Genomic DNA, 21769 nt, shown 5'->3' on the forward strand with positions numbered 1-21769 from the left:
TATGAAATTAAGTAAATATTTAAGCTTATACATTTATATAATGGTTATCATACTGGCATTGTCAGGTGCTTTCTTGATCTCCAGCCAAAATGCTAAGCCAACCTTGTTTGTAAGTAAGCAGCAAAGCACATTAAATATTAATGAGAACTTTTGGATGTATTTCAATCTGGGACAAAAAAGACTCATTTCATCTTTTTATTGGGTGGGAACGATACTAGACAGCGACGTAGATCACTATAAAAAGAAAGATTTAAATTCCTGGATGTTTATTCGTTTTAACACAATCTCTCTTCTTGAGCCCAAATTTTATGAAAACTATAAATTTGGTGGGCCATACCTTTCAATCATTAAAGATGATTTATCAGGGGCAGATATCATTTATGATAAAGGACTGAGACAATACCCAGATGATTACTCACTTTTACTCAATAGTGGATTTCATTATTACTTTGAACAAAAAGATTTAAATAAAGCTTATCCAATTCTTAATAAATTAAAAAACAAGCCAGAAGCTCCCCAGTACATGATTAGCGCACTGGCCCGTATCGAATCAAATAGAGGAAATCTAATGGATTCTTTTTTAATTTTAAAAGAATACCAGACCCGCTTTAAGCCTGAATCTCCTATTTGGAAAAAAATTAATGAGCAACTCTATAGTCTGAAAGCAGAAATAGATTTGAATTGTTTAAATAATAATCAAAAGAATTGTTCAAAAATAGATTTTGATGGTGTTCCTTACAAAGTTTTAAACTTAAAATATCAAGCTTCGAAGACTTGGATTCCCTATAGACCTAAATGGGTCTACAAATGATTCAGATAAAAAGAATCACTTTAAAAATATTTGAGAATAATTTTTACTTTCTCATGCTCTTAACGACAACAATACTCTTAATGTATTGGAAGGTTATCTCAAACGATGTGATATTAACTTATGATGACAATGTACTCTTAACTTCACTTTCTAAAATCCAAAATATTAAACATTATTTTTTCTCAATTAACAACGGACTGGTATTAGACTTTCAGCCAATTCGAGACCTTTCCTATCTATTAGATTTTAAAATAAAATTATTATATCCATCTTATTCATTTCATTTTACCAATGCTGCTATCTGGATTTTTTTATGCTATCTCGTTAGAAATATTTTCCTTCTTTCTTCCCCTAAAAATTATTATGTCATTGGTATATTGACACTTCTCTACGCTCTTAGTCCGATATCTGCTAACTCTGTAGCTTGGATCGCCGCTAGAAAGCACATACTAGCTACTTTTTTTATTGTATATGCCACTTACCTCACAATTAAGCATAAGGATAACCTGACATTTTACAGGGCTATCGTTATTACTTTTTTTTATTTCTTAAGCTGCTATTCGCAACCTATAAATTCTCTTTGGATCATTTGGTTTTCTTATTTCATCTATTCAAATAAGCCTCAATTGAATTCTCATTCTTATAAGATTCTCGCTCCTAATATTATTGTTTGCCTAAGCTCCATTACTATAAATTTTTACTATTACAAATTTATATATACCAAGCACATTAGCTTAATGAGCAAGTTCGCGAACTATACGACTTTTGACTTTGGTGATCCTTTACTTGCATTAGGGAGATATTTTTATCAATGTCTAAATCCTTTTTCTGCACTTCCGACCTCGCACTACCCTGGATCTTGGGAAAACCTGGTGGGTCTATTCACCCTTGTATTTTTTTTAGCCTACTGCTTTAAAAAAATAAAAAAGGGTAATTCTGATTTAGCTGGTCCTTTAATTTATTTTTTCTACCCCTTGATCTTAGTTACAGTAAATATGACTAATATTTTTGCTAGCGATACATACCTGCTGAATTCTTCGATTGGATTTTACTGGTGTTTCCTGCTAATTTCTGAAGAATTTAAATTTCAAAAATTATTAACATACATATTAAGTGCTTATTTATTAATTATTAGTTGTTATAGTTTTTACTACGTAAAAATATTCATTAACGAAAATGAACTTTGGATTTACTCATACAAGAAAGAAGCAACTCCACAAACAGCAATTATCGCATCTACAATTTACATTAAACAAAAACGTTTTTATGAATCATTTCTTTTAATCGAAGAAATTCAAAATAGATGGCCCCGTCAACCATACTTGCCACAGGTAATTGCTGAAAACCTCTTTTATAATCCCAACATAAATAGTGAACTTAAGATTAAAAAAATTTCTGAAATAAAACCAGCAATGCCATCTACCTATCTCTATTTAACTATTTTATATGGCTACGAAAACAATCGTGATGAAGTAAGTAAGGTTTTATATTTAATTTTTAATGATCCAATCAAATTTAATATGGAATTTCGTGGCAACGAAGAAAAGATTGCTGCAATTTTCATCTACACATGTGAATATTTTAAATACTCTCAATGCAGAGATCACATTGATAACTTTAAAGTAAATTCTCTTTATAAAGATTGGAACGAAGACCTGATTGATACATATCTGGACCAGCTAAGAAAATACCCCAAATATCAGATTAATATTTAAAAAAAGCGACCCCATTTAGGGGTCGCTTTTCAGATTAATAACCTGGCGTATTATTAGATAAGTTTTTAGTTTCTGTAATAGACCAAATATCTCTAGTCACTGCTGATGAAATCGAAGCTTCTGCAGCTGCAGTGAAAGTCGTTTGTGAAGCAGTTGTTCCTGCCAATGAGACGTCTGCTGGTTTGTTAGCAGTAACAGCGGCCATGTGTTGCAGTTTGGGTACGATTGCTCTTTCAGTTGTCGATGCTGTAGCACCCGCAGCTGTAGCTGCTCCACTTGCACAGTTTGGAAACTTACCAGTAGCATCAATACCTGTTACAAATCCAACTGTATAATATCCACGTGGTGATTGCTCATAACCCATAATTGGTAAACAAGTCGCGTATGTATCGTAATCTGATTGAGCACCTACTTCAGAATTGTAAATCGCCGCTAACTGAATTTTTGCTTCAGATTGCTTCGACTTGGCCTGATACTTTTTAAAATTTGGAACGGCGATAGCAGATAGAATACCAATAATCGCAACTACTACCATCAATTCGACGAGAGTGAATCCCGAAGGATTCTTCAAAAACTTTTTCATACCTTTCTCCTGTTAACCAAAATTAAGATTTGGTTTTTTATAAGACTTTTACCGTTGCCATCAAAACTACATGAAGAGCAGTTCCTCAAGCTAAATAAAAAATCCGGTTAGATCAATTTTAAACGTATTCATAAAAAATAGTAAAAAAAATTAAAAATAGTATAACTTACCGATATCTAATATCCCTATGCCCCTGCCGACATAAACATTGGAAGATACATGGCAACTAATATGGTCGCTATAATTCCCCCTAGAACAACAATAATTAAGGGTTCGATCATCTTAGTCATACCTGTAACTAGATTATCTACTTCTTCTTCAAAGACCTCTGCTACTCGAGCAAGCATTTCGTCAATTTGCCCGGTTTGCTCTCCAACTCTAATCATTTGAGTAACAATCTCTGGAAAGTAAGCAATCTTACTTAATGGTTCGGTCAGTGTTTTACCTTCCGTTACTTTCTTTTTAACTTCTTTAAGATCTTGAGCAATTACTGAATTATCAATTGTCTCAATACAAATATCTAGGGCATCAATTAAAGAAACTCCTGCTCCTAATAATGTTGCGAGAGTGTTTGAGAATGAACTTAAATTTCCTTTAATAATAATCCCACCAAAAACAGGGATCCGCATACTAAAGTTGTCCCACATTATTTTTCCAGTAGGTGTTTTTATATAAGATAAAAACATAACCACTCCAATAATCGCTCCCGGTACCATGACCGGAGTGTAAGTTCCCATAAAGTTCGAGGTATCTATAACAAATTGAGTGACCCAGGGAATTTCTTGATTTGATTCTTTAAGCATCCCCGTAAATTGAGGAACAACAAAAACCATCATTGCCCAAATAACAACCGCTCCAACTGAAACAACAACAGATGGATACATCATCGCCGACTTAATCTGTGCTTTAGTCTTCTCTTGTTTGTCCATATGTACAGCAAGTTTTTTTAAAATTGTGTCTAAAATACCACCGGCTTCACCAGCACGAACCAGGTTACAATAAAGTTTATCAAAACCTTTTTGTGATGCCATGGCTTCAGCAATAGTTTTCCCTTCCCCTACATCGGAAGCAATTTTCTTAATTGATAATTTTAGTGTTGGATTTTTTTCAGAACGATAAAGAATCTCTAGCGCCTGTAGAATAGGAACACCAGCACTAATCATAATTGATAACTGCTTAGTGAAGGTACAAAGCTCTTTATTACTAACAGATTTAGCAAGTCCTTTTTCTACCATCCAAGCACCTAGATCGAACTCCAGGATTGTTGGTGGAACAATTTTCTTAACTCTGATAGTTTGTGCACGTAAAACTTTACGAACATCTTTTTCAGATGCCGCATCGACTTGGCCTGTCACTTTTTTTCCGTTGGTGTCTACACCTTCGTATTTATAAATACCCATAACTTATTTTACTTTAATTCCTAATTGAGTTGCTAATTCATCCGGTACATTTGAATAGCCCATTGCTACGTCGGCAGAAATTGATCCTGTCTCAACATGCTTTCTTAAACTTTGGTTCATTGTAATCATTCCCGACTTATCCTGCCCGATTTGCATCTGAGAATAGATCTGGTGCATTTTATCTTCACGAATTAAATTTCTAATACCTGTTGTTGGAACAAGAATTTCCATCGCCGCTACACGGCCTTTCTCGAACGATTTTGCAATCAGCTGCTGAGATACAATTCCTTGAAGAACGAATGATAAAAGAGTTCTAACCTGAATCTGTTGGTGTGCCGGAAAAACGTTAATTACACGATTGATGGTCTGAACGCACGAGTTCGTGTGAAGAGTTCCAAAAACCAAGTGACCTGTTTCCGCAATTGTTAAAGCAGCTTCAATTGTTTCCATATCACGAAGCTCTCCAACCAGAACGATATCCGGATCCTGACGAAGCAAGCTTTTAAGGGCACTACTAAATGAAAGTGAGTCACTTCCAATCTCTCTTTGATTCACGATACAAGATTTGTGCGCGTGCACGAATTCGACCGGATCTTCAAGAGTTACAATGTGGCCTGCTTCATGTTGATTTAAATAATCAATAAGAGCTGCAAGAGTTGTCGACTTACCAGAACCAGTTGGTCCTGTAACAAGAATTAATCCGTTACTTACGTCACACATTTTAAGTAGAACGTTAGGAAGGTTTAATGCTTTAAAGTCTGGAATGATACTTGGAATGATACGAAATACTGCTGCGACTGCACCTTTCGAATTAAAAACGTTAGCACGAAAACGCGCAAGGCCTTTAATACCGAAAGAGAAATCCAGCTCAAGCTTTTTTTCAAATTCGTTTTTTTGATCTTCAGTTAAAATTTGGTAGATAAGTCTTTTTGTATCTTCACCTGATAAAGGAGAAGTTTTAACTTTGATAATTTCGCCGTGGACACGAAGCCCGGGAGAAGTACCAGAGGTAATATGTAAATCCGAAGCACTGCTATCAACCATCAATTTGAATAGCTGCTGAATTTTTAAGTTCTCATTACTCCCGGCCTGATTGGTGTGAGTTTGAGTGAGCCTTGTTGAGGTTCCGCCTTTTCCAGTATCGTCCATAATAATCCTACATTTTATCAGAAGCTGAATTCGACACAGCTTCATCAACAGTTGTTAACCCTTGGGCCACTTTAGTCAGAGCACACATTCGAAGAGTCTTCATGCCTTCTTTGATTGCCTGTCTCTTTATCTCATCAGTTGAACCTGATCTTAATAAAATTTCTTTCACTGACGGAGTCATTTCTAATACTTCATAAATGGCTACTCGCCCTTTATAACCAGTATTATTACATGTCCCGCAACCTTTACCTTTGTATGCAGTAATCTTCTCAGCTGATGCTGGAGAAATACCACATGACACTAAAACTTCTTTTGTAGCTAGAGGATCAACGTCCTTACAATCTTTACAGATCTTTCTACAAAGTCTTTGAGCAACAACAACGTTAAGTGCAGCTGCTACAAGGAAAGGTTCAATCCCCATATTCACCAGACGAGTAATCGTACTTGGTGCATCGTTAGTGTGAAGTGTAGATAAAACCATGTGACCCGTAAGTGCGGCCTCAACAGCAATCTCTCCAACCTCATGGTCACGAATCTCTCCTACCATTATGATATCAGGATCCTGGCGTAAAAAGGATTTTAAACAAGCTGCGAATGTTAATCCGATATCTTTTTTTACGTTTACCTGGTTGATACCTTCAAGGTTAAACTCGACAGGATCTTCCGCGGTAGAAATATTAGTATCAATTTGGTTCAACTCGGCCAGAGCAGAATACAATGTCGTCGTCTTTCCTGATCCTGTAGGACCAGTAACCAGACACATTCCGTAAGGACGATAAATACCTTCCTTAAAAATCTCAATTTGCTTAGGTTCAAATCCCAGCTTCGTCATATCTAGCTGAAGATTTGATGAATCCAGAAGTCGAAGAACGATTTTTTCACCAAACAATGTTGGAAGTGAAGAAACACGATAATCGATTGGCTTACCACCGATTTCAAGCTTAATACGTCCATCTTGAGGCTTACGTCTTTCAGAAATATCCATCTGGGCCAAGATCTTTACTCTCGAAATAATCGGAAGCATTAGGGCACGTGGAGGTCTTGCGGCCTCAACTAAGCTTCCATCCTGACGGTAACGAATACGGAAGTTATTTTCATAAGGCTCGATATGAATATCAGAGCACTTCATAACAAAAGCTTCGGCCAGAATCTTATTAACATATCTGATAACGTCGTCACCGATGTCATCTTCTTTAATGTTTTCATCTTTCTTTTGAGAATCAGCTTTGATCTCTCTAATGGTCTCAAGTACGTCATCAATATTATCCGGAACTCTGGCAAAGATGTCCGACCATGATGAAAGACTCGTTAGAATAAATTCTACTGGGTATTGAAACAATGCCTGAAGCTCAGCTTGCAATCTAATAAGAGATGGATCAAAGATCGCAACACTTACTGCGCGTGAGTTTTTTTGAATTGGAAGAACACGGTATTTTACGATATCGCTCTTCTTAACAATTTTTAAAATTCTCTCAGGGATTTTTGCTTTTGATAAATCGATATAAGTAAGATTGTAGCTATCAGCAATTTGCTTAGCGAATCTAATGTCATCAAAAAACTTAAATTGTAGTAGAGCAAGTTCTGAAATCAGTAATGGATCTTTGTCGATAATAAGCGGGCGTAGATCCTTAATTGGAACCATTCCCGTTTTAGTTATGACATCAACAAACTCTTTTCTGAACATAAAGTTGTTACTTCTCTTATTTTACTTGCAGACGATATTTGAATAACTTATCGGTTGATTGAGAATGTTCTTAAATAATTTGAAGATATTACGTAGAAGACTACTTAGACCAAAATGCTACGGCATACAAAGCTTGTCGCTCAAGCATTTCCAACCCGTCGACATATTTATGAACTTTGCCAGGAATAGTAGAAGAATGCTGACTAAAGTTATAATTGAAGTCCCAAAATAGTGCCCTATTAGGGATTATACCATTAAAAATGAATTCTCTGGCACACGTATTAATAACAACGGGTAAAGCAGTTGGGGATTGAAAATGTTCAATTAAATTTAGTTGATTAAAATTGTTGGTTTGTTTACGTGATAATACTTTGAAGCTTAAACCTAAATTCTTGAGTGCGAGCCTGGCAACAGAGGCCATCACTCCATCTCCAAGAATAATCACCTCAAGATCGCCATAATCTTTTTGCATCTCTTTTAAGATATCAACAATCGCAAGGTAGTCTGTATTCTCCCCTATGACTTTACCCTTTTTCTTTTTAAGGCAGTTGATCGCTCCGATTTCAAGAGCGGTGCTCGTGAGTTCAACCTGAGTTAAAAAGTGTTTTTTATAAGGTGATGTGATGTTGATGCCATCATAGATATTTAGCAGATCAAGAGCGCTGGGAATTTCTTCTGCTGTTTTATAATCCAAAAGATCATAATGAACACTTGGTGAAATAAGCTTGCGATACATCTCAGGAGATCGAGAATGAGAAATATCTTTGCCGACTAATGCATACTTATTCATGCTTAAAATATTCTCGTGCCAATTCAGCATCAGCTGTAATTTGTTCAACAAGGTCGTTAACGCTTGGGAACTTCTTTTCATCACGAAGTTTCTTGATAAAACTTACGCGAATTTCTTCACCGTAAATATCCTGAGTGAAATCCAGTAAATGAGATTCAACATGAACTTCATAACCAGTATTAAACGTTGGATTGACTCCAATGTTTGTAACTGAATTATAAATCATATCTTTAATCTTAACCTGGGTGATATAAACACCTTTGGCCGGAATAATTAATTCTTTATCGTAACCAAGGTTAGCTGTTGGATAACCAATTTTTTTACCACGCCCCTCACCTTTAATAACTCTTCCTGATAGAAAGTAATTTCTTCCAAGAAGCTCATTGGCCTTAGGGATATCACCTGCTAAAATAGCATTCCTCACTTCAGTCGATGAAACCGAAGAGCTCTTAATTTTATATTCTTGTTGAAGCATTAAGGCCGTTTTTTTGTGCTCACAAAAAGTCTTCGCCACATGGAAGTCTCCAGACTTATTTGCTCCAAATGCGAAATCATGACCTAGGTAGATTTTAGAAATACCATCAAATGAAAAGATGTGTTTTGTTAAAAACTCTTCAGGTGTCAGCGTGCTGAAGTCTCGAGTGAAGTCGATTTCAAGTAAGTAGTCTGCTCCACAACTTGCGAGAAGCTCTCTTCTTTCTGCATAAGTATTAATTAAAAAACCTGAATGAGCTTTAAGAATTTTTAAAGGATGCGGGACGAAAGTTACGATCACAAACTTTGCATGATCTTGAATACAGTCTTTTTTTATCTGATGTAAAAACTCACGGTGCCCAACATGGACACCATCAAAGTTTCCAATAGTCACATGGACTTTGTTTTCATTGTATACAGTTTTTAGCTCTTCAAGGTCTTTAACAATAATCATAAATTTTTCATCAGTTCATTAAAATGTTTTTTCTCAAAAACGACATTCTGGCCGTTTCTCTTTCCTTCAGCATACGCCCCACCTTCGGTAAAACTCAATGCATTTTTGAAATAGTTTTTAGCTTCATTTGATAACTGACTATCATTTATAACATTTGTAATTGAAATTCCACCTGCGGCCATTTTATTTGTTTTATCCAGGGCAACCAGTACATGATAAAGCTCTGAATAACGAAGACCTTTCTTTTTCATTACAGCGATATCGCGTTTGATCAATTGCGAAATATTCTTTGGACCAGAACTATTTCTTGCTGATAATCCCCACTGAATTCCAACGATAACTAAAAGTAGCCCTAATATCGTATTTAAAACCAGGAACCCACGATCAAACCACTGTCCTTGCCCGGATAGATTAGGGCCAACAAGACCTATTTGATTTTTCTCTACTGCGACTTCTTTCTTATTTTTAAATAATGAATTTAAAAAATTGTTTCCTTCGGCCGCTGGAGTTGTGGCCTCAGGTTTAGTTTCACCGCTTCCATTCGTCGCGGCCGCAACACCACTAACTTCAATTCCAGGCACAGAGATCTTTTTCTCAATATATTTTCCTGAGCTTGGTTCAAAATAAGCAAAGGCCATTTCTCTTGCTGGAATCTTAACCGGGCCTCTTGCTAAAAGTGTGTATTCAAAAACTTTCTTTGCTGCTTGCATCCCCATTTCTGTTACTTCAGATTTTGTATCAAATTGCTCTAGATTATTATCTGCATAGATAACTGGAGCATCGAAATTTTCAACGGCCCCCTTACCTTTTACTTCTAATTTAATTTCGATTGGTTCATTAACCAGATACTTTCCTTTAGGGACTGAAAGATTGAATTCATGCTCTCCAATTAATCCAGTAAAGCTACTTGGCACACCTTCAGAAGGAAGGGCCAGTACTTCAACTTCAATGCGTGGACTTGAGAGGTCTTTATTCTTATATCTTTGAGATCCAAATCCAAAACCACTGTAATCATTTTCTATCATCTGAACAGAAATCGTCATTGGGTCCAGGACTGCTGAACCTACCTTTTCAGCATAGAGCCTTGCTGAATAAGCGAGAATTCTTTTAAAAACTTGTCCTTTATATTGAACCGTTTCTACTGGTGCATTGATGTGGTGAAAGCGTTTAATAAATTTATTTAACTTAGGAAACTCTTTTACATCATTAGCAGAAATAGATGTTTTGAAATAAAGATAGTAATTAACATCAAGTCCTTCTCCCAAATAGATTTTTGTTTTTGAGGCTTCTGCTTCAATAAAAGCATCTGGGATTCTTCGGGCTTCATTTAGGACGTTTACTCTAACTTCACTTACTGGAATAGTTTTTCCAGACATTTCAACTTTAACGTTTCTTAGGTAGACCTGCCCTGCTCTTTCAGCAAGCAGTTCATAAACTACGGCCTGTTCTTTTGTCGTTGTAAACTTACCATTGATAACGACTGTGGAAATAGAAAGACCTTGTGATCTTTTTCCTAAAACAGAAGCACCATAAGGAGTGAACGAAATATAGGGCTCTTCACTTCCTGAAGTTTTAATCTTGAAAGTAACAAAAAAGTTTTCATTGATAACCGGCTCTTTAGGCTCTACAACAACTTCGACTTCTTGAGCACGAAGGGCCATTGAAAACATTGCCAGAATAAAAAACATTATTATCTTCATTACCAGTCTCTCTTAGGTTTAGGTGCTCCACGCTCATTAGTGGAAGTATCCATCATCTTCTTTTGCAGTTCACGGTCATCATTTAGTATCTGCTTAACCATGGCAGGCGTTTTTACCATTTTTCTTTTTTGCTCAATCATTTTTTCTTTTTCTTGTAATGACTTGGGAGCGGTGTCTGGACGATCAGGTTTATCTAGATCTTTAGGATCTTTCTTTTCTTTTTCGTCTTTCTTATCTTTGTTATCCTTATTGTCTTTTTTATCTTGTTTTTGATCCTGGCCATTTTTTGGATCTTTACTGTCTTTGTTATCCTGCCCTTTCCCGTCTTTCTTATCTTCTTTTTTGTCGTCTTGTTTTCCGTCTTTATCTTTTTTATCTTTTTCGCCATCTTTCTTGTCGTCTTTTTTATCGTCCTTCTTGTCATCCTTCTTATCGTCTTTATTCTTGTCCTGCCCCTTCTTATCATCATTCATAGTCAGAAGAAGATTGTGGCGCATTTTATCTTTTATTTCTTCATTCGCACCCTTATAAATCTGTTGAATGAGTGGCATCGCTTCATCTAACTTATGTGCTTTTAGAAGGGCCGTTGCTCTGTTAAAGACGACTTGTTGTTCGTCTTCAGGCCTTGCATATTCTTTATACAATTCACTGGCGCGTTTCTCATCATTGTTTTTCAAAAGATTCTCAGCGATCTTTAAAATCTCTTTGCGATCGGCCTTACCGTCTTTCATTTTCTGCATCTCTTTTAATAGTGCAGGTGGAAGAGGTTTTTCCTTCTTCTCTTCTTCTTGCGAGTCTTGCGCGTAGGCACCAGCATTAAAAGATAAAAGCGCAATGACCAATAAACTTGCAACTGTTTTAAAACTAGCAAATCTTCCTAGAACAATTGAAAAGCAGTATAAAATAATCGCTGGGATTAGGATCAAATGAGAAAATACCGGACGCACTCGCATATCTCCTTTTCCATTGGCCTTATTATAAGTGCCTCTGAAAAAGTTCATAATATCTTCTGTTGGTAAGGAATAAGAATTCGCAATCCAATACTTGTAATTTTTTACGTTCTTACCAATCTTCTTAATATATTCTTCATCAAGTTTCGTAACGACAGGTTCACCTTTATTTGTTTTATAACCTCTAAAAGATCCATCTTCCCATCTCAGAGGAATATTAGCGCCTTTAGCTGTCCCAATACCAACAACCGCTAGGTTGATATTATTTCCCAGGTCTACATCAAATGATCCATCACTTTCTTCTGCATCGGTAAAAACTAAGATATTTCCATTAGCGGCCTTCCTGTCCCCATCTGTATCAAAATATCCAACAGCTTCAGAAATCGCTTGCCCAATATTTGATCCTCCGGACACAGCATTTGTTTTTTCCAGTGCTGCTAATCTTGAATCAAGTAAATCAATATCATCTGTAAAAGGGATTAAACGTTTTTGGATATCAGAAAATAGAACGACTGAAATCTGATGTCCTGCTGCACTTTTAACAAAGTGACGTGCCAGCTGAATGGCTTTTCCAAAACGACTAGGACGAATATCTTCTGCCAACATACTAGATGAGCTATCTAAAATAATGATGGTTTTTTGATCTGGAAGATTCGTTTTAACTTTTTCTTCCGGACCTCTTAAGTCCAATAGAGAAACAAACATTAGGAATAAACTGATGACATAAATCAGTGTGGAGAAACGGCTAAGCCATGTTCTTTCAAAAAACCAATAGGTCTTCACCCATTTAAAGTATTTAGAATTTAAATAGATGATGAGTATCGCAAAGATGATACTTCCAATAATAATATGTGGGAGATACTGAGTGTTGCTAAAATTCATGGGCCCTCCCTAAGGAGTAGACGTCTGGATAATTCGGCCCCGATTAAAAGCAGAACTCCGATTAAAAGATATTTGAAATACAGCTCTTCATAGATAATCTTTCCAGATTGCTCAATTTCCGTGCGCTCAAGTTTATTAATATCACCTAAAACGTTTTGAAGGGCCTTATTATCTCGGGCCATATAAAACTTCCCGCCAGTAATACGAGCGATTTCTTGAAGACCTTTTTCATCTACACTTCCACCTGGAATGACTTGATAGCGTTGAACCCCAAACATATTGGCGCCAACTGGAATGCGTGCGTCTTTTGCTCCTCCAATCCCAATCGTGTAAATCTTAATTTTTTGTTCAGCCGCCATCTCTGCTGCCTGAAGTGGCGTAAGTGTCCCTACGTTACTTACTCCATCCGTAAGAAGAATAATGACTTTATTTTTCGCCAAAGACTGAAGAAGACGACCAACGCCTAAGGCAAGAGCATCACCGATATTCGTTCCATCTCCCAGCACACCTAACTTAATCTGGGCGACCATTTTATTAATCAGATTTAAATCAGTAGATAACGGAAGGAGTGTAAAAACTTTTTCTGCAAAAATAACAATTCCAATTCGATCGCGTGGAAAAAGTGCAACGAAGTCCTGAATCTTTTGTTTTGCTGCTTCAAATCTATTGGGCTTCAAGTCTTCAGCAAGCATTGATCTTGATAAGTCGAGAACAATAAAAATATCGTTAACCTCAATAGTGTTTTTATCCATTCCCATAGGTCTGCGAGGACCGGCAAGAGCAAATGAAATATATAACCAACTCACGACTCCCATAATGAAGATCAAACTTCTTAGAATAGGAATGCCTTTTTTCTTATATTTCGAGGGAATAAAAAGCTGAGGTTTTTTAAACCAATAAAAGAAGCCGATGATCCAAAAGATCAAACCGACTCCACCGAAAATAGCATAATGGATATGTTGAAATTCAAAATTCATTTTTCAAAGCTCCTTCTGATGATATCAAAAGAAGATTTCACTTCCTCAATCTCAGCATTCCCCCATTCTTTTTTGAACTGGTGCTGATTAAGTGTTTTTAAGAACTCAAAATGGGCCGGTGCTCTTTCAACTAAAAGCCCCATCCAGGTCTCTTTATCCTTATAAATCGCTTCAAAGTCTTCTCTCTTTGCTGCTCTTCTAAAGATCTCATCATATTTCTTTCTAGCTTTTTTAATAGAATCTGGTTTTAGGCCTACAAGGAATTCTTTAATCGCCTTTCTTTTAATGACGGCCAAAACCAATAGCACAATCAACACACCAAGGATGATCATCCAGATAATTGATTTATTCAGCGATTGATCCAGGATATAGAAATCTGAATTTTTTCCTTGGAGCTCAGTAATGGCAAGTGCACCTGACTTTAATTCAATCAGTGTATCGTTATACTTAAACGCAAAAGTTGGTTGGGCCTTGGCCGTTTTAACAATAAACAAACCTTTGAGTTCAACTACATCAGCATTGTTTTGAGAAACACCTAAGCTGGTAATCTGAGCAAGATATAAAGCATTAAAGAACAATGTCTTTTCTAGTTTCTTAAACTGAGTCAGGTCGGCATTTTCAATTGGCCAGACTCTAATCGTGGCCTCAATCAAATCACCCTCTTTCACCTGGGTCGTGTTTTGAGAAGGAATGAATTCACTCTGAATAGTCTGAGCAAAAGCAGAACTCATCATCATCGCGATACAAATAATTAAAGCAGATAAGACTTTCATCTCATCTCCTTTACAAAGTTTTCTAAATACTTTTCTTGCACTCTTAATCTCTTAAATTTTTTCCCATACTCATGGGCCAGGTCTTTTTTGCCAGAAAAATCGTATTTCCCTAAGCTGGATGAACCCTTAGGGCTTGCTGAAGCATGCAGTGAGTATGGAAGGGTTTTTGCTTCATCTAATGGGGATAGTATTTGAAAGCAATGGACATTCGATCTGGCCAATAACTTTTTCATTACATCTGCATCTACAAAATCATTAAAATCAGAAAGGAGAATAATTTCTCTTTTGCGACTTAAGTGCTTCATGATCGAGATATATTTTTTCTTTTTATCAACATTTTCTTCGAAGCGGCGTTCATAGTTCACTTTGCCTTTACTCGTAATGATATTTTTTTCTTCTAACACTGAAATTAAGTGAGTAATTCCTTTATCCCCAGATAACTTTGGAACATCGATAATTTCGTCTGTAATAATCAAGGCGTGGACAAAGTCACTTGTCTCTTTAGCTAGTAAGTAAAGTAAGCAGCAAATTTCAATAGCGGCCTGAAGTTTAGAAACCCCGTTGAATCCAGTCATCATTGTCGTTGAAGCATCAATCACGACAACGATCTCAACGTTACGTTCTTCATTGAAAGTCTTTACATAAGGATGACTCGTCTTCGCCAGAATTTTCCAGTCGATGAATCTGATATCATCACCAAAATTATAAACCTGGTGCTCCTTAAACTGGAGACCTGTTCCTTTAATATTGGTTTTAAGTATTCCAATTGAATGGGAGTTAGCCCTCTTAAAAAGATTGGCCCTAAGCTTCCCAACAACTTTTCTAACTTCGTTTATGTTCATATTTTATACAAGCGATTTTGCAATTTTCAATGCAACATCAGATCCTTTAAAATTATCAATTGAAGCTTCGTAAGAAAGAATTATTCTGTGTCCTAAAACACTTGGTACAATTTTTAATATATGGTCAGGTGTAACGAAATCCTTTCCTTCCATGAAGGCCATGAATTTTGAAACTCTATATAACCAGATCACTGCTCTTGGTGAAGCACCTGCAACGATCACTCCCTTATACTCTTTTGGAAAATATTCAGAATCTGGTCTTGTTGCATGAACAATTTTTACAATCAGGTCTTTAATTTTGTCATCAACGTAAATAGCGTCAACTAGCTCTTGGGCAGTAAGAAGATCATCAGTCGATAAAACAGCTGATAATTTATTAACTGCATTTTTCTTAAGATCAATAATATTTTTCTCTGAAGCAAATGATGGATAATCAACATTCACTTTCATCATGAAACGGTCAAGCTGAGCTTCTGGAAGTTGATATGTTCCTTCCTGCTCAATTGGGTTTTGAGTGGCAAGAACAACGAATGGTGAAGACAGTCTGTGCGTTTCATCCCCGATTGTGACTTGTTTCTCGGCCATTGCTTCTAATAGAGCTGCCTGAACTTTTGCCGGAGCACGGTTAATCTCATCGGCCAGTAAAAGCTGAGTGAAAATCGGACCAAATTTCGTACTGAATTCTTCGTTTTTCTGACTGTAAATCATTGTCCCAATTAAGTCTGATGGAAGTAAATCTGGTGTGAACTGAATTCTTTTAAACGACAGGTCGCAAAGTTTACTGATTGTTGAGACCGAAAGTGTTTTACCAAGTCCTGGCATACCTTCGATAAGTAAGTGACCTTCACAAATAAGAGAGGCCATGATGGCGTCTAATAAATTGTCTTGCCCAAAGATTACACTTTTGGCCTGTGTTAATGCTTCATTAATACGTGATCTGATTTCAGTACTCATAATTACCCTCTGCTCACAAAATAAACTAAATATTTAATATAAAAACTTTTATCTTTAAATCCGCTGAATGGATGATCCATCCCTTGAACACCTAAATCTAATAACTGAACACGTTGAGAATTCTTTAAAGCTGCCTCTTGAACAGTCTTATCTAATTCTTCGTAATTCACATGGTGAGTACATGAAGCAACAACCATTAATCCTTCATCACTTAAAAGTCTCATCGCTTTTAAATGAAGTTTTTCATAACCTTGAAGGGCCTGAATTTTATTTTTTTCTGATTTAGTAAATGCTGGTGGGTCACTCACAATAACGTCGTATTTTTTCCCACTCGCAAGTGCTGTATCTAAGAATTTGAAAACGTCTGATCTTGTGAACTGTCCTCTTCCCTTGAAGTTATTCAATTCAAGATTTGTGTTCGTTGCCACTTCCATATTGGCCTGGTCAACAAACTCAACATTTTCAACACCGGCCTTCAGCATGTGAAGTCCCCAGCTTCCCACGTATGAGAAGAGGTCTAATCCTGTTTTTTTAGGAAACGATGTGCGAGTTAAAAGATTTGCAAGTTTGCTTCTGTTTTCTCTGTGGTCATAGTAGTAACCAATTTTCTGCATAACAGTCTGAGAAATTCTATAGTGAATTCCATTTTCTAAAATATCTAAATCTTCCGCAATCTTTTCAGGTTCATGAACCGGAAGAACTTCTGATTTTCTGTATTCAAGATTATCGAAGAACAAAACTTTTTGCTCAGGGTATTTTTTAACAATTTCAGCTTTAATCAAATCTCTAAATCGATCCATTCCTGCCGTGTTAATTTGAGCAAGAATATATTTTTGGTATTTATCCACAATGATTCCCGGAAGAGAATCATTCATTCCGTAAACAAGACGAGCACCATTTGAATAGTCTGTTAAATAATCACGTAATTTAAAAGCGGCCTGAAGATTGGCCACAATTAATTCGCGGGCCACTTCTTCTTCATCACTTTTCACATTATATTTTTTCGTTTTATCTTCTGTGAGAATTTTTAATTTATAAAAACTTTCAGCAAAAGGATTGATGTAAGCAATATAGTTTTTCTTTGCGAGTTGATCTTCAAGAATGATCCATTCACCAGGACGCAAACCTTTGGACATTTCGAGCAAGTCTTTTTCAGACAATTCACGCTCACCACGAGAGACTTTCGACGAAGACTTATTTTGTAATATTAATGATTTCAGAAAGGGCCTCTAAAGAAGATAAAATACTGTTATCTCTCTAGTATAGAATGAGTTTTTTATTCTTCAATAAAGTAATTTTTAACAGAGTAAAAGAATCAGTTAAACTGAAGCGGGGGTTTCACTTCCTTGATCCTTAAAGCTGGGATTAGGTCATCGATCATCTTATTTAGTTGATCAAAATTTTCCACTAATAGCTTCTTCGTCGCCACCATTAGATAAGTATCACCACTCTCTTTAGATTTTTGAGTCAAATACTTCAACATAGTAGCTGGTTCATCGAAATGGTAGTTCGCTTCACAGTTTGAATCTCTGCTCATACAAACAGAGCTCTTAGTTGTGAAGCTCAAATAGTCTCTTATTGGCGTGAAGTCGATTCTAGCAGCATTGGCGATTCTGCCTACGTTAAGTCCCATGACCTTAAACCACGAAGCTTGATTGGCATGAAGTTTATCAAGGTAGCGGTAATCTTCACGGATTAAATTATAGGCCTGGCCAACGTTTTCAGGTTTATCCATAAAGCCTATTGCCAGGTCTATACCTTGAACAGTTTTGCTGAGATATGGAGACAATCTTGGGTCAGGTAATTCATCAAATAATGTTGTCTGAAGTGCAGAGAAAAGCTCATTCAATGCAAGGTAGGCCACATTCTTTTCTGGAACATTTGTGGATGCCAGTGAATCTGTTAAGAACACCAAGGCAGTGTTGACTGGTTTAACAGCATCGATCAGTTTCATATCTTTTGGAAAATTATTTTTTAGTGCCGGGTACTTATCGATCAGTTTTTCCAGAGCTAAGAACATTTGAAGTAAATTATTGTCTTTGTAACGCTCGTCACTTCCATCTTTAAACTTAGTTCCAAAAACAACTTCAGGAGTTCCCAGGTAAGATCCCACAAGAAGTAGTCTCGCCACTGTATCTTCTACCAGTCTTGTTTGTTGGTAATCAAGTGAAGCTACCCAGTCTATCGTATTATTAATTGCGTTTTGTGATTCACCCGGAGGTGTCGATTGAAGTTTCCATAATAATCTTTCAGCAGATGGCCCAGCTTGATTTAAATCGAAGCCATATAAAAGAGCTTTATCAACACGATTAAATTTATCGCTATTAATAAATTCTTCAAATTCTTGGCGTGTTCTACCAACACGATCTCGGATGACACGTGCCATGTTCGACCACATTGTCATACCGGTCATTTCACCTAACACACGACCGTTATGCTGAACGAGTAATTCTTGTTTGATAGGGAGTAATTTAACTTCTTGTGCTTCAAAGGCCGAGCTTGCAACCAAAGTCTGCTCAAAAGTTTTTAAGAAATTTCCATATTTAAGTCTATCGTCTTTTTTATAACCATTATCTACATCAATAAGAGCATCAAAAGTTTCCAGAGCATTTCTTCCCATTCGTAGCTCATCGTCACTCATTGGACGGCCACAACGAACACCAGGAATCTTTAAACACTTAGCAAGCAGCCCTCTTCTATTGTGAGCTTCTTCGTTATAATCCTGAGCATGGGTAATCGCATTCAAGAATGCAACCCCAAGATAGTTATTATCAAATCGTACGTCACGAATAACAACTTCAATTCGCTCTAAGACTGTCAGGACTTCATTAGAACTTTTTCCCGCTTCATTAACATAATTCGTTTTTGTTTTGTTAACTTGAAAAGTCTTATCACTTGTATCGTACAAGTACTTCATTGTTTCCTTTAACGTCATTCTGTATTTCTTAGTCGTCTTAGATCCAAGAGGAATATCTAGTCCCTCTCCAGGCTTAAGTGCTTTTAATAGATTCGCAACCGCAGTCCCTTGTGGTTTTTCCCAGACAGTTGCCAGGTAACTCACAATTTTATTCGTATTCTTTTTTACAATTTCTTTTGAAGGACATGCGTATTGAGATACGAATTGATTAACAACTTTCTCACAATCCTGATTAGGATCGTAGTCTCCAATTTTGCGATTTTGAGCTTTAACTAAATTACCGTTTTTAACCCAATCACTATACTGAATCGACACCGTGGCAAGATTTTTAGTGAGATCATTTGCTCTGGCGAAGTTCTTTTCACGAGTAAATGTTTTGATCAGGGCATTTCTATGAAGGATATTATCCTCAGGACTCACATCAAACCATTTTGTTAAAAATGCTAAATTTTCATCTGCGAGCTCTGCTGCGTGAAGATCATTTAAATGATATTTCGCTGATCCCATCACATAACGAATCCCACCTTTCGTAGGAAGAGTCGAATCGATATCTCCTAAAAGAGAATCCAGAATCTTAGCTGTCCCCAGAGTCGTGTTAAGCATATAAGGACTTAAGATTCCTCTTTTACTTAAAATCGTATCACTTGAATTTTTTCCAGGATTGAATTCTTTAAAAGTACTTTCAATATTATTGAGCCATCCAAATAATCTAAAGGCGATATTCTCATTCGTTATTTTAGAACAAGCTTCTGGAAGTTTTCTTACGAGCTCATAAAATCCATTTTCGATGTCTGCGAATTTCTGCATACATTCGATCACTGGACGAGCGTCATAGTCATCCCCGTCAGCAACTTTAGGATTGTACACAACAGAGAACTTATATTTTTCAGTTTTTGATTTAGTAATATATTCATCAGAACGTAAGTATTTTAATTCTGCGACAGCATTAGAATTGATATTACTTCCATTTGAAATAACTTCTAACACTTTTAGAATCTGATCACGGCCAAAGAACTTCTGGAAATCCAGTAGTGTTTCTTTTCCGGCCATTTGATAAAAGAAATCTTGGAGTGAAAGATAAGACATCTCTTCTTTAGTTTCAGTTCCCATCCAGCTATCTTTGAAAATAGGCTGAACGTCTTTTAAGTCATCGAGAAATTTTGTATAGAAGTCAAAAAGAAGAACAAACTGTGTATCTCCTTCAAAATGCCTATCGACAAAGTTAAACACAAAATTCTTTTCTGTAGAATTAAAGAAACTCCAGAAATCTGCCACACCTTTAAACTTACTGTCGTTTTCTTCTTTTAAGTTTTCTTTTAAAAACTCACCAATATTTATATAAGCTTCTGGTTGAAGATTTTCTACAACATCATAAATGACTGGATAGAACTCTCTCGTGTGTTTAACAATCTGTTCATTAACGATATTTGCATTTGAAAAGATATCGCTGGCAATCAGATCAAAAAGATAAAGGTTTTCTGCAAATGATTTATCCAGATCCCCTTTCGCTGTCGTATGAAGTGCCAAAAATCTCACAAGGTCAAAAAACTTTTTTTCTCCCAGAAAGCTGGAAAGATTCGACATCATTTTTACGAAGTTAGTATTGTATCTATTTGTCACCATCTCGCGACACACTTCAGATGACATTTTCAGACCGACAACTATTGAAGACGAGTAATCATAATAAGTTTTATAATCACTAGTTTTTAGAACTGTGACATAATCACGAAGATGAGTTTTAAAATCAAATGTGATTAATTCGTTCGGATCCTGGGCATCTTTAATTGAGCAATTGAAGTTATCATCGTAGGCCATCTTCAGACCTTTCACTTCACCAACAAATACTGGATTCGTAAGGACGGGGTATTCAACCAGGTCTCTGAATTTTTCACGAGTCATTTTTACATCATGAAACCATGCATAGATCCATGGCACTTCACCTTTGGCGTCCCCTGTAAGAAGAATCTTTCCAAGGAATTCTCGGTCTTCTTTACTTAAACCGGCCTGAACTTTTTTAGCAACAGCATCTACAAGTTTCAAACGGACATTGATGTAGACAGGGTCACTTTTAAATTTATTAATTTCCGCACGTAATTTTTCTTCATTAGGACCGATAGCAACATTTAATCCTTTAACGAACATAGAGGCCTGGCCGATTGAATCGGGAGTTATGTCGATAAGTTTTACGATGTTTTTAAGTGAAGTTCTCGAGGGAATATTAAGTCTATCAACGCAAATTTTATCAGAAGAGTTCTCTACGCATTTAAACATTGCCCTTACAGAATCAAAAAAATTGGTTTCGTTTAAGGCAACCAGGACACGGCTTAAATCATCTAAACCATTTTTTGCATCAAGATCTTTAATATTTTTAAAGACACGGTCTCTTCTCGAAAGGTTTTCTACAAACTCTTTATCGATTGGGCCCATTAAATGATCCCAAGAAGAACTTTGGATCCTTTTAATAGACTGGTACATGTAGGGAAATTCCAGGTCCCATTTCGTACACTTAAATAGCTTCAGCATATTTAAATGGAGAAGAACACCCTTGCTGAAATTAACTCCGGTACAAGCTTCTAGCCTGTCAATTTCCTGCTGGCTTTTAACTTCACCAGTATCAATTGAAGGCGCTTCCTGCTTTGAACATGAAAACGTAAACAAAACAATTGTCAGCACTAGAAGAGATTGAATTTTTTTAGTGCTAAATTTCAATTATT

The 21769-nt window shown here is 36.4% G+C and carries 16 protein-coding genes; 2 read left to right on the forward strand and 14 right to left on the reverse strand.

What is annotated here, in order from left to right; all coding sequences use genetic code 11:
* Position 1 precedes the first annotated feature (1 nt).
* Both SHI21_RS00515 and SHI21_RS00520 read left to right on the forward strand, forming a co-directional pair.
* Complete coding sequence (locus SHI21_RS00515; protein WP_323574124.1) at positions 2–811, forward strand: hypothetical protein; 810 nt, start codon at positions 2–4, stop codon at positions 809–811.
* A gap of 974 nt (positions 812–1785) precedes the next feature.
* Positions 1786–2526 (forward strand): hypothetical protein, encoded by a 741-nt coding sequence (locus tag SHI21_RS00520; protein WP_323574126.1) that lies wholly within the window; start codon positions 1786–1788, stop codon positions 2524–2526.
* A 34-nt stretch (positions 2527–2560) separates the two neighbouring features.
* On the opposite strand, the gene SHI21_RS00525 is transcribed toward SHI21_RS00520, so the two are convergent.
* The 14 genes from SHI21_RS00525 to SHI21_RS00590 form a co-directional block, all read right to left on the reverse strand.
* Positions 2561–3109, reverse strand: a complete 549-nt coding sequence (locus tag SHI21_RS00525) for a type IV pilin protein (RefSeq protein WP_323574129.1) — start codon at positions 3107–3109, stop codon at positions 2561–2563.
* Between the two features lie 185 nt (positions 3110–3294).
* Complete coding sequence (locus SHI21_RS00530; protein ID WP_323574130.1) at positions 3295–4509, reverse strand: type II secretion system F family protein; 1215 nt, start codon at positions 4507–4509, stop codon at positions 3295–3297.
* A gap of 3 nt (positions 4510–4512) precedes the next feature.
* Entirely contained in the window at positions 4513–5658 is a 1146-nt protein-coding gene (locus tag SHI21_RS00535) for a type IV pilus twitching motility protein PilT (protein ID WP_323574132.1), read from the reverse strand.
* A gap of 7 nt (positions 5659–5665) precedes the next feature.
* Positions 5666–7342 carry a GspE/PulE family protein gene (locus tag SHI21_RS00540; RefSeq protein ID WP_323574133.1) on the reverse strand — a complete coding sequence of 559 codons (1677 nt, stop codon included), beginning with the start codon at positions 7340–7342 and terminating at the stop codon, positions 5666–5668.
* Between the two features lie 100 nt (positions 7343–7442).
* On the reverse strand, positions 7443–8132 hold the full coding sequence (locus SHI21_RS00545) for a shikimate dehydrogenase family protein (protein ID WP_323574135.1): 690 nt from the start codon (positions 8130–8132) through the stop codon (positions 7443–7445).
* Positions 8125–9060, reverse strand: a complete 936-nt coding sequence (locus SHI21_RS00550) for a bifunctional riboflavin kinase/FAD synthetase (protein ID WP_323574137.1) — start codon at positions 9058–9060, stop codon at positions 8125–8127. Before SHI21_RS00550 ends, SHI21_RS00545 begins: the two co-directional genes overlap by 8 nt.
* Positions 9057–10760, reverse strand: coding sequence for a BatD family protein (locus SHI21_RS00555; protein ID WP_323574139.1), 1704 nt, complete (start codon positions 10758–10760; stop codon positions 9057–9059). The genes SHI21_RS00550 and SHI21_RS00555 overlap by 4 nt, the downstream gene beginning before the upstream one ends.
* Positions 10760–12592: a vWA domain-containing protein gene (locus SHI21_RS00560; RefSeq protein ID WP_323574141.1), complete on the reverse strand. Its 1833-nt coding sequence runs from the start codon at positions 12590–12592 to the stop codon at positions 10760–10762. Before SHI21_RS00560 ends, SHI21_RS00555 begins: the two co-directional genes overlap by 1 nt.
* Positions 12589–13569 carry a VWA domain-containing protein gene (locus tag SHI21_RS00565; protein WP_323574142.1) on the reverse strand — a complete coding sequence of 327 codons (981 nt, stop codon included), beginning with the start codon at positions 13567–13569 and terminating at the stop codon, positions 12589–12591. The genes SHI21_RS00560 and SHI21_RS00565 overlap by 4 nt, the downstream gene beginning before the upstream one ends.
* Positions 13566–14342 carry a hypothetical protein gene (locus tag SHI21_RS00570; protein ID WP_323574143.1) on the reverse strand — a complete coding sequence of 259 codons (777 nt, stop codon included), beginning with the start codon at positions 14340–14342 and terminating at the stop codon, positions 13566–13568. The genes SHI21_RS00565 and SHI21_RS00570 overlap by 4 nt, the downstream gene beginning before the upstream one ends.
* Positions 14339–15184, reverse strand: coding sequence for a DUF58 domain-containing protein (locus SHI21_RS00575; protein ID WP_323574144.1), 846 nt, complete (start codon positions 15182–15184; stop codon positions 14339–14341). Before SHI21_RS00575 ends, SHI21_RS00570 begins: the two co-directional genes overlap by 4 nt.
* Before the next feature lie 3 nt (positions 15185–15187).
* Positions 15188–16138: an AAA family ATPase gene (locus SHI21_RS00580; protein ID WP_323574145.1), complete on the reverse strand. Its 951-nt coding sequence runs from the start codon at positions 16136–16138 to the stop codon at positions 15188–15190.
* A 2-nt stretch (positions 16139–16140) separates the two neighbouring features.
* A complete protein-coding gene (locus SHI21_RS00585) occupies positions 16141–17274 on the reverse strand; it encodes a class I SAM-dependent rRNA methyltransferase (RefSeq protein WP_323574146.1) in 1134 nt (377 codons plus the stop codon).
* A 179-nt stretch (positions 17275–17453) separates the two neighbouring features.
* Complete coding sequence (locus SHI21_RS00590) at positions 17454–21764, reverse strand: hypothetical protein (RefSeq protein WP_323574147.1); 4311 nt, start codon at positions 21762–21764, stop codon at positions 17454–17456.
* Positions 21765–21769 lie beyond the last annotated feature (5 nt).

The sequence above is a fragment of the Bacteriovorax sp. PP10 genome (assembly GCF_035013165.1).
GTDB classification, from domain to species: Bacteria; Bdellovibrionota; Bacteriovoracia; order Bacteriovoracales; family Bacteriovoracaceae; genus Bacteriovorax; species Bacteriovorax antarcticus.

Bases quoted from the DNA above. Each gene is read 5' to 3' on its own strand.
- SHI21_RS00515 (WP_323574124.1), top strand. From the start codon at position 2: ATGAAATTAAGTAAATATTTAAGCTTATACATTTATATAATGGTTATC.
- SHI21_RS00525 (WP_323574129.1), bottom strand. From the start codon at position 3,109: ATGAAAAAGTTTTTGAAGAATCCTTCGGGATTCACTCTCGTCGAATTG.
- SHI21_RS00530 (WP_323574130.1), bottom strand. From the start codon at position 4,509: ATGGGTATTTATAAATACGAAGGTGTAGACACCAACGGAAAAAAAGTG.
- SHI21_RS00535 (WP_323574132.1), bottom strand. From the start codon at position 5,658: ATGGACGATACTGGAAAAGGCGGAACCTCAACAAGGCTCACTCAAACT.
- SHI21_RS00540 (WP_323574133.1), bottom strand. From the start codon at position 7,342: ATGTTCAGAAAAGAGTTTGTTGATGTCATAACTAAAACGGGAATGGTT.
- SHI21_RS00545 (WP_323574135.1), bottom strand. From the start codon at position 8,132: ATGAATAAGTATGCATTAGTCGGCAAAGATATTTCTCATTCTCGATCT.
- SHI21_RS00550 (WP_323574137.1), bottom strand. From the start codon at position 9,060: ATGATTATTGTTAAAGACCTTGAAGAGCTAAAAACTGTATACAATGAA.
- SHI21_RS00555 (WP_323574139.1), bottom strand. From the start codon at position 10,760: ATGAAGATAATAATGTTTTTTATTCTGGCAATGTTTTCAATGGCCCTT.
- SHI21_RS00560 (WP_323574141.1), bottom strand. From the start codon at position 12,592: ATGAATTTTAGCAACACTCAGTATCTCCCACATATTATTATTGGAAGT.
- SHI21_RS00565 (WP_323574142.1), bottom strand. From the start codon at position 13,569: ATGAATTTTGAATTTCAACATATCCATTATGCTATTTTCGGTGGAGTC.
- SHI21_RS00570 (WP_323574143.1), bottom strand. From the start codon at position 14,342: ATGAAAGTCTTATCTGCTTTAATTATTTGTATCGCGATGATGATGAGT.
- SHI21_RS00575 (WP_323574144.1), bottom strand. From the start codon at position 15,184: ATGAACATAAACGAAGTTAGAAAAGTTGTTGGGAAGCTTAGGGCCAAT.
- SHI21_RS00580 (WP_323574145.1), bottom strand. From the start codon at position 16,138: ATGAGTACTGAAATCAGATCACGTATTAATGAAGCATTAACACAGGCC.
- SHI21_RS00585 (WP_323574146.1), bottom strand. From the start codon at position 17,274: ATGTCCAAAGGTTTGCGTCCTGGTGAATGGATCATTCTTGAAGATCAA.